Here is a 15100-nt window from a genome sequence, read left to right on the forward strand (position 1 = left end):
GGGAGGTGGTCTTATGGTCGAATTAAAAGTAGAAAATCGAAAAGGCAATATAAGCATAAATAGCAATGATGTTAAAGAAATCATCAAAATAAGACCAGATATAGAATATACAAGAGATATATCAAATACAATTAATCAAGATGGTATAATGGCATTTGACTGCAAACTGTCTCAAGATGTATTTAATATGCAAGATATAGAAGATGTACTAGATGAAATAGGAGAAGACTTAGACGAAAGCTATTTCCAAGTATTATTTGAAGATGTAAGAGCATATTTAAAAGATGCTACAGATGAAATTGAAGAAGAACTTCAGGATAAATATTTATTTGATAATGTAAGATGTTTCTTTGATATTTATAATATAGATGAATCTTTTACAGATTTTAAATTTGTATTTTTAGTTAGCTTCAAGGATATAAAAATAGCATCATTAGCTAACCTATCTAAAATAGTAGGAAAAAGACAGTTAGTAGGAGCATCAAAATTCTATAGCTAAGGATTATAAATAATATAAAAGATTAATATAGAAATAAAAAAGAGCATCTGTATACAAAGATGCTCTTTTCATTTAATTTTTAAAAGGAATTAAGCTTTATTTATTGATCCGAATAATTCCATTTTTTCTTTAACAGTAGTTTTTATAGATTCAAACCCTGGAGCTAAAAGCTTACGAGGGTCAAATCCTTTACCTTCTAAGTCTTTACCAGCTTCTATATACTTACGAGTAGCATCAGCAAATGCTAATTGACACTCAGTATTAACGTTTATTTTAGAAACACCTAATGATATAGCTTTTTGTATCATTTCAGCAGGTATACCAGTTCCTCCGTGTAATACTAATGGCATGTTTCCTGTAGCATTATTTATAGCAGCTAAAGCATCAAAGTTTAATCCAGCCCAATTTTCTGGATATTTACCATGTATATTACCTATACCAGCAGCTAGCATATCTATTCCTAAATCTGCTATTAATTTACATTCAGCTGGATCTGCAACTTCACCAGCACCAACAACACCGTCTTCTTCTCCACCTATAGAACCAACTTCTGCTTCTAAAGAAAGACCTTTAGCATGAGCTAATTCAACCATTTCTTTAGTTTTAGCTATATTTTCTTCGATTGGATAGTGAGAACCATCAAACATTATTGAAGAGAAACCAGCTTCCATAGCTTTTTTAGCTCCATCGTAGCTTCCGTGGTCTAAATGAACAGCAACTGGAACAGTTATGTTTAATTCTTCCATCATTCCTTCAACCATATTGACTATAGTTTTAAAACCACACATATATTTAGCAGCACCTTCAGATACTCCTAATATAACTGGAGAATTGTTTTCCTGAGCAGTTAATAATATTGCCTTAGTCCATTCTAAGTTATTTATGTTGAATTGACCTACTGCGTATTTTCCTTCTCTAGCTTTTTGTAACATGTCTTTAGCTGAAACTAACATATATAAACCCTCCATACAATTAATTATTAAAAATAATCAAATATAAAATTTACCCATCAATTAATATTATAACCCTAATACAAAAAAAGTACATAGTAAATTGTAATAACTAGTAATTAAAAGTATAATAATATCTATAACTAAATAAATTTTAAGAAAAGAGAGGAATTATATATGCCACAAATAAAAGTAAGAGGTATAAATGAAAATGATATATGTAAAATAAGTGAAAATATGATAGATAAATTAGTGGAAGCAGTAAAATGTCCTAGAGATTATTTTGAAATAGAATGTATAAAATCTGTAGCAATAAGAGACGGAAAAATAGCAGATGTATATCCATTTGTGGAAGTAGCTTGGTTTGATAGAGGACAAGAAGTCCAAGACACAGTAGCTAAAATAATAACAGATAGTATAAGGGATGGATTAAAAGTAGAAAGTATGGATTTAGCATTTACTGTTTTTGAAAAGGAAAAATACTATGAAAATGGAGAACATTTTTAATGGCTAAAAAATTACGTATAGATAAAATACTTTCTAATATAGGATATGGTAGTAGAGCGGAAATAAAAAAATACTGTAAGCAAGGTATGATATCTGTAAATGGAAAAAATATAAATAATCCAGGGATTCAAGTTGACCCAGAAAATGATAAAATACTTTTTAATGGAGAAGAAGTAAACTATAGAGAATTTGTGTACATAATGTTAAATAAACCAGATGGATATATATCGGCGACTTTTGATAAGCATGACCCAATAGTATTAGACTTAATAGATTCATCATACTATGTTTTTGAACCATTTCCAGTAGGTAGGTTAGACAAAGATACAGAAGGGCTATTGGTATTAACAAATGATGGACAACTTGCACATAGGGTATTATCACCAAAAAAGCATGTACCAAAAACTTACTATGCTAAAATAGAAGGAATTGTAACAAAAGAGGATGTAGTTGCTTTCTCAAAAGGAGTTACGCTTGATGATGGATATGAAACTATGCCGTCACAACTTAAAATATTAAAGAGTGATGAAATATCAGAAATAGAACTTACTATACATGAAGGAAAATTCCACCAAGTTAAAAGAATGTTTGAGAGTGTAGGTAAAAAAGTAGTATACTTAAAAAGACTGTCTATGGGAAAATTAGAGCTAGATAAAAATCTAGAGCTAGGAGAATATAGAGAATTAACAGAAGATGAAATAAAATTATTAGAAGAAAGATAACAATTGAGCGGAGGTAGTTTTAGTGAAAAGAAGAGACATAATAGAGTTTGAAATAGATAAAATGGAGTTCGGTGGAACTTCTGTAAGTTTATATGATGGAAAAGATATATATATGAAGGGCGGAATAACTGGACAAAAAGTTAAAGCAGTAGTTCAAAAAGCTAGAAGTAAAAAAGCTGAAGTTAAAATGCTAGAACTTCTAGAAAACTCACCGCTAGAAACAGAAGAGCCATGCAAACATTTCAATCAATGTGGAGGATGTAGTATATTATCAGTTCCTTATGAAAAACAACTTCAAATAAAAGAAAGACAAGTAATGGATTTATTCTTACAACAAGAGTTATTTGGATTCAAATTCTTAGGAATACAAGGAAGTCCTGAGCAAAGAATGTACAGAAATAAAATGGAATATACTTTTGGAGATGAGGTTAAAGATGGTCCACTATCTTTAGGTCTTCACAAAAAAGGAAAACATATAGATATAATAACTGTTGATGGATGTTATTTAGTAGACCAAGACTTCATAAATATATTAAAAGCTACTGTAGAGTACTTTAATGAAAAGCAAATACCATATTACAGAACATTTAATCACAAAGGATACTTAAGAAACCTTGTAGTTAGAAAAGGTATAAATACTAAAGAGATGATGGTAAACATAGTTACATCTTCTCAACTAGATTTTGATATGACTGAGTATAAAAACATGCTTTTAAATTTAGGTTTAGATGCAGAATTAGTAAGTATACTACACACTATAAATGATGGATTAGCAGATGCAGTAAATTGTGATGAATTAAGAATTCTTTATGGAAGAGATTATATACAAGAAGAAATATTAGGGTTAAAATTTAAAATATCTCCATTCTCATTCTTCCAAACAAATACTAAAGGAGCAGAAGAGCTTTACTCTATAGCTAGAGAGTTTGTTGGAGACCACAGTGACAAGGTAGTATTTGACTTATACAGTGGAACTGGTACTATAGGACAAGTTATGGCAGGATCTGCTAAGAAAGTTTATGGTATAGAAATAATAGAAGAAGCTGTAGCAGCTGCTAATCAAAATGCAAAATTAAACGGTTTAACAAACTGTGAATTTATAGCAGGAGATGTTGCTAAAACAGTAAACAAATTAAAAGAAAAGCCAGATTTAATAATAGTTGACCCACCAAGACCAGGTGTACACAAAGATGCTATAAGAGATATATGTGGATTTGATTCTAAGGAAATAATATATATATCTTGTAATCCAAAGACATTAGTATTAGATTTAGTTGAATTTAAAAACTATGGATACGAAGTAGAATTAGTTAAATGTATGGATATGTTCCCAAATACACCTCATGTTGAAACTGTTGTTAAGTTAAAAAAAGCTTAATATAGATTATATCAATAAGACTACCTATAAATTTAGGTGGTCTTATTTTAAGTGTAAAGCAATTAAAAACTTTGTATACTTTGAATAATTTGATTTGAAATATTAACCAAAGACTATATAAAAGATATAATAAAGGAGTGTTATTATAAAAATTATATCAAAAGAGTTTATAAAAGTTACAAATTAATATATTATTAAATGTATATACAATTAAATAGGCAATAAGTTCATGTCTAAAGCCGAGGGAGGAAAGTTATGGGTCAACCTATATATAAAATAATAGAGAACTATGTAAAAGAATTAATTAATTCAGGAAAATTAAATCAAGGAGATTTAATACCATCAGAACATCAATTATGCGAAGAATTTAATGTAACAAGAATGACTGTTAGATCAGCACTTAATAATCTAGTTAAAGAAGGATATATAGCAAGGAGGAGGGGTATAGGAAGTATAGTTTTAGGAAGTAAGGTATATGACAATATATCTTCTATAAGTGGTTTTACAAAAGAGATGAATAGCAAAGGATATAAAGTATCAAGTATATTAGTTAGTTTAGAAAAAATAGAATCAGATGATGAAATTTCTGAAAAGCTAAATATAAGTGAAGGTGATTATGTTTGGGAGATAAAGAGAGTTAGACTAGCAAATGATAAGAGATTATCGTATATGATTACATATATGCCAGATAAACTATTTCCAAATATAAATGAAACTCACTGCAAGGGTTCTTTATATGAATATGTTGAAGAAGTTAGCGGACGTAAGATAGCTATATCAGAAAGAGAAGTAGAGGCTGTCATATCTAATGATGAGTTAGAAGAAAATCTAAAATTGGATAGAAAAGAACCGTTATTATATATAAAGCAAGTTTGCAGACTTGATAACGGTGAAGCATTTGAATACTCTCATACATACCATTATGGTTATACTTTAACCGTTAACGCTATATCTAAATAAAAATACATATAGTGTGAAAATGTTTTCTTTAAATGTCTATACATTTAATATATAATAAATGTATAGACATTTAAATTTTAATAAAATATATTTTGGGGAGGTACAAAAAATGGTAAAAATAATGTTAGCTTGTTCAGCGGGGATGTCAACTAGTTTACTAGTTACAAAAATGGAGGCTGCAGCGAAGGAAAAAGATATAGAGGTAGAAATATGGGCTATATCAGAAGTTAACTTAGATAGGGAAATAGGAAATTGTGACGTTTTATTATTAGGACCGCAAGTTAGATATATATTAGGTAAAGCGACAGAGATGGCTAAGCCATACAATGTACCAGTAGAGGTTATAAATATGATGCACTATGGAACATGTAATGGTAAAGCTGTATTAGATAGAGCAATGGAGTTATATAATTCAAAGTAAATTAAAAAGGGGGATAATCAAAATGGAAGCATTAATGAACTTTATGGAAAGACATTTAGTTCCAATAGCATCTAAGGTTGGCTCACAAAGACACTTAGTAGCAATAAGAGATGGTTTCATTGCTATGATACCAGTAACTATGGTTGGGGCATTTGGATCACTTATAAAAAACTTACCATTAAAACCTTACCAAGATATGTTAGCTAACACTACAGTTGGTCAACAAATATCTGCACTTGGAGGCGATTTATGGTGGGGATCACTTGCAATGATGTCATTATTTTTAGCTGTGTCAGTAGCCTATTCTTTAGCAAAATCATATGAAGCAAATGGTTTACAAGCAGGACTTCTAGCATTATGTGGATTTTTAGTGTTATCTCCTCAAACTGCAGACATAGTAACTGAGGCAGGAGAGGCAGTTTCAGGGTGGGGGTTTATACCTTGGGGTTATGTGTCAACTAATGCACTATTTACTGCTATGGTAGTAGCACTAGTAACAACAGAAATTTATGTAAGATTATCTAAAGTAACTTGGTTAACTATAAAAATGCCAGATGGTGTACCACCAGCAGTTTCTAGATCATTTGCAAAATTATTACCAGGAGTAATAGCGTTATTTATAGTAGGTATAATAGGTATAATAGTAAAACTTTTATCAAACGGATTATTTATAAATGATTTATTATCAACATATTTATCGAAACCTTTAACTGGTATGGCTGACTCTTTAGGAGGGGCTGTGTTTACAGTATTGTTTATCCATGTTTTATGGATATTTGGATTACATGGTGCAAACATAGCACTTCCTGCAGTAGAGCCAATATTAATGGAATTAGGTGGTAAAAATGCTGAGTTAGCATCAGCAGGAGCAACAGAAGGTTACCATGTATTTGCAGGAGCATTTTTAGATGCATTTGTATACTTAGGTGGTTCAGGGATGATACTTGGATTAATAATAGCATTAATAATAGCAGGTAGAAGACGTAAAGAAATGATAGCTTTAGGTGGACCACCAGCATGTTTCAATATAAGTGAGCCTATGATATTTGGTATGCCAATAGTATTAAATCCAATATACATGATTCCATTTGTACTAGCGCCAGTATTATGTACAATAACTTCATACTTAGCTATATCCAGTGGGATAGTAGCACCAGTTTTAATGGCAAAAATTCCTTGGATAACTCCTCCAATATTTAGTGGAATAATGGCTACAGGGCATTGGACTGGTGGAGCATTAGCAGCAGTTAACTTAATAATATCTGTTGTTATATATTTACCATTTGTAGTTGCAGATGAAAGAATGGCAAAAAAAAGATTAGCTAAACAACAAGGTTAGTTAATAATCATAGAGATTGGGTGGTAGAAGATTATGAAAAAAGGTCTTAAGATAGTTACAATAGGGGGAGGATCAAGTTATACCCCCGAATTAATAGAAGGATTTATAAAAAGATATAGTGAGCTACCAGTTAAAGAACTATGGCTTGTAGATATAGAAGCAGGGAAAGAAAAATTAGAAATAGTAGGTAATCTTGCCAAGAGAATGATTAAAAAATCTGGATTAGATATTAAAATTAACCTTACATTAGATAGAAGAGAAGCTTTAAAAGGTGCAGATTTTGTAACAACTCAATTAAGAGTTGGATTATTAGATGCTAGAATAAAAGATGAAAGTATTCCTTTATCACATGGAGTAATAGGTCAAGAAACTAATGGTGCAGGAGGGCTGTTTAAAGCCCTTCGCACTGTACCAGTTATACTAGATATAATAAAAGATATAGAAGAGTTGTGTCCAAATGCATGGTTAATAAATTTTACAAATCCAACAGGTGTAATAACTGAAGCAGTATTTAAATACACAAACTTCAAAAACTATGTAGGATTATGTAATGTTCCTATAGGTGTTAGAAATGGAGTTGCAAAGTTATTTGAAGTAGAAAGTGATAGAATATATATGGATTTTGCTGGACTTAATCATATGGTATATGGGCTTAATGTTATTTTGGATGGCAAAGATGTCACAAAGGAAGCAATAGATAAGTTTGTAAGTTCTAAAATAAGTATGGAAAATATAAAGGCAATAGATTTTAATCCAGAGTTTGTTAAAGCTTTAGGTGCTATACCTTGTCCATACCATAGATATTATTATAAAACTAAAGAAATGCTAGATGAAGAATTAGAAGAATTTAAAAAAGGTAAAGCAAGAGGTCAAGTTGTTAAAGAATTAGAAGGGCAACTATTTGAACTTTATAAAGATGAAAGTTTAGACATAAAACCACCTCAACTTGAGAAAAGGGGAGGAGCATATTATAGTGATGCAGCTTGTAACTTAATAAGTTCTATATACAATGATAAAAGGGATATACAAGTAGTTAATACATTAAATAATGGAGCCATAAGAAACTTTAGAGATGATCAAGCTGTTGAAGTTAGTAGTGTAATAACTAGCGAAGGACCAAAACCTTTATCAATGGGATATCTTCCGCAGTGTACTGATGGTTTAGTAAGTGATATAAAATCTTTTGAAATATTGGCAGCCAAAGCAGCCGTATATGGAGATTACGAAAGTGCATTATTAGCACTTTGTATCAACCCATTAATACCTTCAGATGATTTAGCAAAAACTATATTAGATGAGATGTTAGAGGCTCATAAAGAGTACTTACCTCAATTTAATAAGTAGGTGAAATTTATGACTAAACTTATAGTAAATGCAGATGATTTTGGATATTGTAAAGCTGTAAATTACGGGATAATATCAGCGTATAAAGAAGGAGTAGTAAAATCTACAACAGTTATGGCTAATATGCCAGGATTTGAGCATGCTATGAAACTTTTAAAGGAAAATCCAGGTTTGGCATGTGGAGTCCATATGACTATTAGTTGTAATAGACCAGTACTTCCTAATTTGGAAAGCCTAGTAGACGAAAATGGAAGATTTTTTAGGCGAATCACTAATGATGTAATAGATAAGATGAACTTAGATGAAATTTATGAAGAACTTTGTGCTCAAATAGAAAAAGTAAAGAAATACACTGAAATTTCTCATCTTGATAGTCATCACCATGTTCATACTTTAAAGAAACTACAGCCAGTTATTGAAAGGATAATAGAAAAGTATAAGTTACCAATAAGAGGTGGATTTGAATATAATCTAGAATATTCAAAAGTAGTACCTATGTTAGATACTTTTTATAGTGATAATGTGGAAATTGATTACTTTAAGAAGAATATAAATACTTTAAAAGAATATGACGCTTTAGATATAATGACTCATCCAGCATACTTAGATGCATATATTTTAAACTCTACATCTTATGCAATGCAAAGAACAAAAGAGCATGAGATATTGACATCAGAGGAAGTTAAAAAGTATTTAAATGATAACTTTGAATTGAGTAGTTACAGGGACATTTAGGAGGTTTTTTTAAATGGATGAAAAAATATTTGAAATATCATTTGGCATAATAGGATATGCAGGGGACGCAAAAGGATTAGCTTTTGAAGCAATAGCCCAAGCTAAAAAGGGGAATATAGAAGCAGCAAGAGAAACTATGAAAAATTCTAAGGAAGTAATAACTAAAGCTCATAGATTCCAAACAGAGCTTATACAAGGTGAGGCTAATGGAAGCAAAACAGAAGTGAGTGTTTTATTAGTTCATGCACAAGATCATTTGATGAATGCCATGAATTTTCAGCAGTTAGCAGAAGAGTTTATAGATTTATACGAAAAATTAGAAAGTAAGTAAAATATTTTTTTATACAAAAGAGTATTGAATTAAATTCAATACTCTTTTGTATTTTATAAAAAGTATATTGATTATATTCTTTAAGATAGTTTGTCATATATTTTTAAATATATATTAAGTTGTATTAATATAGTCAAATTATGATATAGCAAATTGTGTAAATTAGAGGAGTATTAATACTTAATGAAGAAAATATACTAAGTAAATGTAAAGTATATCAAGGGGGGACATTAATGAAAAAAGGGGATTTTATATGGGGAGGAATTCTTCTTATCTGGATACTCATATTAGTTATACCAGTTAGTAGGGATTTATTCATTACTGTAACAGGAGAGTATCCATATGTAAGTGGATTTATTAAATTTGCGGTCTTAGCTACAATGGGAGAGTTACTAGGTATGAGAATAAGTTATGGGTACTGGAAGCAACCAAATGGAGTTATGTTTAGAGCGATTATTTGGGGTGTAATAGGTATTGTTATAACATTAGGATTGCCAGTATTCTCTAAAGGTGTAGAGGCTGCTCAAGAGATGGGAAAGCTTCCTTTTAAAGAGTCTATTTTTGCACATGCATTTTTGACAAGTGCGATTATGAATATATTACAATCACCAGCAGTATTTTTATTTCATAAGTGTACAGATACGTACATAGATATAAGACATTATAAAAATGGAGGAAGAGTAAGTCTTAGAGATATAACAAATAAAATCGACTGGTATACGTACATTGATTTCACAGTGTTAAAAACTATACCATTTTTCTGGATACCTTGCCATACGATTGTATTTTTATTTGAACCACAATATCAAGTTATAGTGTCTGCATTTGCATCTATAGCACTAGGGCTTATACTAGCAATGGCAAATAAATCAAAATTAAAAAGTTTTTAGTAGAATAAAAATATAATAAATTCAAAACATAGTAATGCAATTATGTTTTGGAGGAATTATAAATGAATAAAAAAAGAAATATAAGAGTATTTATGTCATTAATATGTATAGCATTACTATCTTTAATACTTTTATATAATACTGAGTTAGTAGATATATCAAGTAAAGTAAAAGCTAACATAGTAGATAGTATAAAAACAGTAAAGGTTACTGAAGAAAGAAGTAAAATAGAATGTAAAAATTTATCAATAACAGTTAGAATGCCTAAATTATATTGTGATAATAAAAATGCTGAAAGGTACATTAATTCTTTTATCAGAAATAATATAAATAGTTATATAAATCATAAGAGGCAAGATATAGAATTACAAAATAATAAACAAAAAACTAATATATTATTAGAATATAATTTAGCGTTTCAAAGTAAAGATGTAATCAATATAGTTATAGTAAAAGAAACTAAAAGTGGAAAAAATAAATTTTCAACCAACAAAGAAAGTTATGTTTTTGATTTAAAGACAGGGCAAAGAATATATATAGATAATCTTTTAGGAGAAGATGAAAACTATAAAGAATTAATAAAATCTTATATAAATAAGACTATAGATGAAAATAAAATAGATATAGACAAAAATCTAGTAATTATAGATAAGGAAACTAATTTTATAATTGTAGACGGGGGATTATCAATAATATTGGACCAAAATAAAGATGGTAAGATGAGAGAATATGAATTTAAAGTTCCATATGATGTTTTTAATAACAAAGTAAAATCAATAAACACAAAAAATATAATTGCAAATGTAGATACGCAAACAATTACTCAAAATAATAAATATATAAATAGTATATTAAATATTCCTATAATAATATCTTCAAATAAGGATATAGATAAAGAATTAAATTATAAAATTAGAAAAGATATAATGGATTTTTATAATAAAGTTTATGAGAGCGCTAAAAACTATTTTGATAATGTTGATGTATCAAAAGATAAATTTGTTGCAAATGTGGATTATGAAGTTAAAAAAAATAGTGATGATATATTAAGTATAAAAGTAACTTACCATCAATATAGTGGAGGAGCTCATGAAGACTATGAAGATATAAGTTATAATATAGACATGAGAAGTGGAAGAATATTAAAATTAAGCGATTTATTTAAGCCAAACTCAGATTATATAAAAGTAATAAATAATGAGATTAGAAGGCAAATAGAGGAATTAGTTAAAAATAATAAGGAGTATGAAGGTATATATCAATTTGAATCAATAGAAAAAGACAATAAGTTTTATATAGAGGACAATAATATAGTTATTTACTTTGATTTATATAAAATTGCACCATTTGCAGCAGGGATACCAGAATTTAAAATAAATAATAGTATAATAAGTCATATGTTAAAAGAAGAATACTTAGAAATACTAAAATAGATAATAATAAAAAGCTTTACTATTTATATCTAATAAAAATTAGATCATAATCAGTAAAGCTTTTATTATTTAGAAATATATTTTATATCTATATTGTAGGATTTAAAGAAGCTATTTTAGTTACAGCTACATATATTCTAGATATTTCGTACCATGTTTTAAAATCAACAATACCATTTTTAGGTAGGCCAAAAATTCCTTGAAATACTTTAACAGCCTCAGCAGTAGATTCTCCAAAAATGCCATCTTCTTTAACTTTAGGTATTAGAGGGTATGAATTAGAGATTGCATTAAGTTGGTTTTGAATAGTTTTAACATAGTTATTATTAGAACCTACTTGTAAAATTTGGCCAGGGAAAGATATAGGAACACCACTTACGATAGGTGCTTTTTCAAAGATTATTTGCTCACCATAAAATGATCTTAATATACTTTCATAGTCTTTACCTTCATCTCCAAGGTATTTACTTCCCCATTGAGTCATTTGATTTGGGCATTGAGATTTTACACCATCACAATATTGAGCTAAAAGGGGCTGTCTAGAGGTAGGTGGTCTTTTTATAAAAGTATTAAATATATCATCAACTACAACATTAATAGTATCAAAGAAGTTTCTATTATTAATAAATTTATGGTCAAAAGCAGTAGTAGAAGTAATAGTATAGCTATAGCCTTTATTTCTGTACCATTCAGTAAATACTCTATTTAAAGTGAATGAAACTATAGCTATTACATTAGCATAAATAGTTTGTTCAGGCCACGTAGAATATATTTCAGAAGAAGCTACGTTTTTTATATAGTCTTTAAAAGGTATCCAATAGTTAGGAGCTGAAGTATCTTCAGGCATTCCATCATGAACGACTATAAATTCTGGAACTACTGGATTATCAAGAACAACAAACCCAGTAGGAGGTGGTAGAGGTTTTAAACTACTTTCAGGGATTTTAGGCGGATAATCTCCATATAGGGTATGGTCTGGAATATCAAATACTTGTTCATTTTGTCTGGAATAAGAATTTCTAGATCTAGTTTTTAAATTAACAGGAACTGTTTGTCGAGCTTCTACAGTAGCTAAGATCTGCGTACCGTCTATTAAAACTGTTTCATAACCATCTTTAGACACCTCAACAGAATAAATGCTATATGGTCTTATAGGTGAAGAAGGATCTAGTGAATAATTTACATCTGGAGCATCTAGTGTTAAACCTGTGATTTGACCAGAAGAGTCTGTTTTTAAGTTTTCGTAAACTTTAGTTAAACGTTGCTCTGACTCTGGAATAGAGTAGATATTAACAGTAGCATTTTCTATTGGTTGATTAGTATTGCTATCTATAACACTAACCGTTAAGAAACCATCTTGCATGCAATCACCCCTTAAAAATAGTATCTTATTATTTTATAGTATGAATAAACATCTTATTTTGTTAAGGAAAATGGAAATAATATAGATTATACAAAAAAGAAAGAAGTGATTATATGAACATAAATATATTTACATTGGCCATAGCACCAACTATAGCTTATATATTTTGGATATACCTAAAAGATAAATATGATAAAGAACCTATAAATAGGTTAGCAAAGTTTTTTTTATTAGGAGTATTTATGGGGATAATTGCTCTTATTGTAGAGCTTTTATTATTGAAATTAGATATATTAACAGGATATACAAGTATAATATATATATCTTTTATAGTAGCAGGTATGACAGAGGAAGGATTAAAGGCAATTGTATTGATTCCAAATCTTTTAAAAGAAAAATATTTTAATGAAAAACTAGATGGAATTATTTACTCCATGTTTTTGTCATTAGGATTTGCAACACTAGAAAATGTATTATATATCTTAAAAGAAGATAAAAGCACAGTGATGGAGGTTGGATTGATTAGAGCTATAATATCTACACCAGCTCACATGTTATTTGCAATAACCATGGGATACTATATATCTAAATATAAATTTAGTACAGAGAAATTTAAAAAAAGAGAATATTTAATACTATCTGTTTTAATACCAATTTTAATACATGGAGTTTTTGATTTTATATTGATGATAGAGTATAGATGGTCTATTATATTGTTTGTGGTTTATATAATTTTTTTATGTAAATTAAACTTAGACAAATTAGATAAATACATAATTAGTTCAAAAAATAGATTTAAGAGAAGAAAAAAGAGAACGAGGAAGGACGATAAGAATTGACAAAGCTACCTGAAAGATTTTTAAGTGATATGAAAGAAATACTAAAAGATGAGTATGATGAATTTATAAAAACATATGATGATAAAAAAACTACCGGCCTTAGAGTTAATACATTAAAAATAAGTAAAAATGACTTAGATAAATTAAATTTATTTAAACTAGAACAAATACCTTGGGTAAATGAAGGCTTTTATTATGATGAAGATATAGATAGACCCGGCAAAAATCCACTACATGAGGCAGGAGCATATTATTTACAAGAACCATCAGCTATGAGTGTTGTGCCAAAGTTGGATATTAAAGAAGGTGAAAAAATTCTAGATATGTGTGCTGCTCCAGGAGGAAAATCAACATACATACTATCAAAACTAAATAATACAGGATTATTAGTATCAAATGAAATAAACCCAATGAGAATAAAAGCACTAGGAGAAAATCTAGAGAGATTTGGAGCTAAAAATTGTATAATAACAAATACAGACTCAAATAATCTAAAGAAGGTATTTAGAGGATACTTTGATAAAATAGTAATAGATGCTCCTTGTTCAGGGCAAGGAATGTTTAGGAAAGATGAAGTTGCTATAAGTGATTGGAGCTATGCAAAAGTATTAGAATGTCAATCTATTCAAAGAGAAATAATAAGAGATGGATATGAGATGCTTAAAAATGGAGGTACGTTAGTATATTCTACATGTACATTTGCGAAAGAAGAAAATGAAACAGTTATAAATGAGTTTATAGAAGAATATGAAAATGCTAAGCTTATAGAGATGGAAAGATTATGGCCTCACAAGATAAAAGGAGAAGGTCACTTTGTAGCTAAAATACAAAAAAATGAAGAAGAGGATATAAAAACTAAAGAATTAAAAGTTAAAAGATTAGATACAGAATTAAAGGATTTTAGAGAATTTGAAAAGAAATTTTTAAATGAGTCAATAGGAAATAAATTTGATATAAGAGGAGAAAATTTATATCTATTGCCAGAAGAAAGTCCAGAAACTAAAAAATTAAAAGTTTTAAGATATGGACTTCATTTGGGAATACTAAAGAAAAATAGGTTTGAGCCATCACATGCATTGTCTCATTATTTAAAGCCAAATCAAGTTAAGTATACAGAGAATTTATCAATACAAGATGAAGAAGTATTAAATTATTTAAGAGGAAATATCATAAATACAGGACAAAGTAGAGGATGGGTATTAGTAACAGTAGAAAATATACCACTAGGGTGGGGAAAAGAATCCAATGGAGTATTAAAAAACCACTATCCGAAAGGTCTTAGAATAAAATACTAAAGTAGCTATAAAAAGGTACTAAGTTATAACTTAGTACCTTTTTATAGTATATATGTAGACACACTTATTTTAAATTTATAGATAAATATAATTA

16 protein-coding genes are annotated in these 15100 nt (G+C 29.0%); 14 read left to right on the plus strand and 2 right to left on the minus strand.

Features of this window, described 5'->3' with window-relative positions:
* The first annotated feature begins 13 nt into the window (after positions 1 to 13).
* Complete coding sequence (locus I2H23_RS10480) at positions 14 to 499, plus strand: hypothetical protein (RefSeq protein WP_092923374.1); 486 nt, start codon at positions 14 to 16, stop codon at positions 497 to 499.
* Between the two features lie 89 nt (positions 500 to 588).
* Here the strand turns inward: I2H23_RS10480 and fba are convergent, their stop codons facing one another.
* Positions 589 to 1452 (minus strand): class II fructose-1,6-bisphosphate aldolase, encoded by an 864-nt coding sequence (gene fba, locus I2H23_RS10485; protein WP_092923376.1) that lies wholly within the window; start codon positions 1450 to 1452, stop codon positions 589 to 591.
* A 174-nt stretch (positions 1453 to 1626) separates the two neighbouring features.
* Between fba and I2H23_RS10490 the strand changes: the two genes are divergently transcribed.
* The 11 genes from I2H23_RS10490 (at position 1627) to I2H23_RS10540 (ending at position 11509) form a co-directional block, all read left to right on the plus strand.
* Positions 1627 to 1956, plus strand: a complete 330-nt coding sequence (locus I2H23_RS10490) for a DUF1904 domain-containing protein (RefSeq protein WP_092923379.1) — start codon at positions 1627 to 1629, stop codon at positions 1954 to 1956.
* Positions 1956 to 2678, plus strand: a complete 723-nt coding sequence (locus I2H23_RS10495) for a pseudouridine synthase (RefSeq protein ID WP_092923382.1) — start codon at positions 1956 to 1958, stop codon at positions 2676 to 2678. The genes I2H23_RS10490 and I2H23_RS10495 overlap by 1 nt, the downstream gene beginning before the upstream one ends.
* A gap of 22 nt (positions 2679 to 2700) precedes the next feature.
* Positions 2701 to 4056, plus strand: coding sequence for a 23S rRNA (uracil(1939)-C(5))-methyltransferase RlmD (gene rlmD, locus I2H23_RS10500; RefSeq protein WP_166506038.1), 1356 nt, complete (start codon positions 2701 to 2703; stop codon positions 4054 to 4056).
* Between the two features lie 255 nt (positions 4057 to 4311).
* A complete protein-coding gene (locus I2H23_RS10505) occupies positions 4312 to 5016 on the plus strand; it encodes a GntR family transcriptional regulator (RefSeq protein ID WP_092923388.1) in 705 nt (234 codons plus the stop codon).
* Positions 5017 to 5125: 109 nt separating this feature from the next.
* Entirely contained in the window at positions 5126 to 5437 is a 312-nt protein-coding gene (locus I2H23_RS10510) for a PTS sugar transporter subunit IIB (RefSeq protein WP_166506037.1), read from the plus strand.
* A gap of 22 nt (positions 5438 to 5459) precedes the next feature.
* Positions 5460 to 6776: a PTS sugar transporter subunit IIC gene (locus tag I2H23_RS10515; RefSeq protein WP_195581618.1), complete on the plus strand. Its 1317-nt coding sequence runs from the start codon at positions 5460 to 5462 to the stop codon at positions 6774 to 6776.
* 33 nt (positions 6777 to 6809) lie between these two features.
* Complete coding sequence (locus I2H23_RS10520; protein WP_166506035.1) at positions 6810 to 8120, plus strand: 6-phospho-beta-glucosidase; 1311 nt, start codon at positions 6810 to 6812, stop codon at positions 8118 to 8120.
* A gap of 9 nt (positions 8121 to 8129) precedes the next feature.
* Positions 8130 to 8855, plus strand: a complete 726-nt coding sequence (gene chbG / locus I2H23_RS10525; protein WP_166506034.1) for a chitin disaccharide deacetylase — start codon at positions 8130 to 8132, stop codon at positions 8853 to 8855.
* A 13-nt stretch (positions 8856 to 8868) separates the two neighbouring features.
* Positions 8869 to 9186, plus strand: a complete 318-nt coding sequence (locus I2H23_RS10530; protein ID WP_092923400.1) for a PTS lactose/cellobiose transporter subunit IIA — start codon at positions 8869 to 8871, stop codon at positions 9184 to 9186.
* A gap of 233 nt (positions 9187 to 9419) precedes the next feature.
* Positions 9420 to 10076: a hypothetical protein gene (locus I2H23_RS10535; RefSeq protein ID WP_092923403.1), complete on the plus strand. Its 657-nt coding sequence runs from the start codon at positions 9420 to 9422 to the stop codon at positions 10074 to 10076.
* A gap of 62 nt (positions 10077 to 10138) precedes the next feature.
* Complete coding sequence (locus I2H23_RS10540; protein ID WP_195581619.1) at positions 10139 to 11509, plus strand: DUF3298 and DUF4163 domain-containing protein; 1371 nt, start codon at positions 10139 to 10141, stop codon at positions 11507 to 11509.
* A gap of 88 nt (positions 11510 to 11597) precedes the next feature.
* On the opposite strand, the gene sleC is transcribed toward I2H23_RS10540, so the two are convergent.
* Positions 11598 to 12872, minus strand: coding sequence for a spore cortex-lytic germination protein SleC (gene sleC / locus I2H23_RS10545; RefSeq protein WP_092923409.1), 1275 nt, complete (start codon positions 12870 to 12872; stop codon positions 11598 to 11600).
* 113 nt (positions 12873 to 12985) lie between these two features.
* On the opposite strand from sleC, the gene I2H23_RS10550 reads away from it, so the two are divergent.
* Together I2H23_RS10550 and I2H23_RS10555 are read left to right on the plus strand one after the other, a co-directional pair.
* Positions 12986 to 13711, plus strand: coding sequence for a PrsW family intramembrane metalloprotease (locus I2H23_RS10550; protein WP_166506032.1), 726 nt, complete (start codon positions 12986 to 12988; stop codon positions 13709 to 13711).
* Complete coding sequence (locus I2H23_RS10555) at positions 13708 to 15006, plus strand: RsmF rRNA methyltransferase first C-terminal domain-containing protein (protein WP_166506031.1); 1299 nt, start codon at positions 13708 to 13710, stop codon at positions 15004 to 15006. Before I2H23_RS10550 ends, I2H23_RS10555 begins: the two co-directional genes overlap by 4 nt.
* Positions 15007 to 15100 lie beyond the last annotated feature (94 nt).

The organism is Romboutsia sp. BSD2780061687b_171204_C1, from assembly GCF_015560225.1.
GTDB lineage: Bacteria > Bacillota > Clostridia > Peptostreptococcales > Peptostreptococcaceae > Romboutsia_C > Romboutsia_C hominis.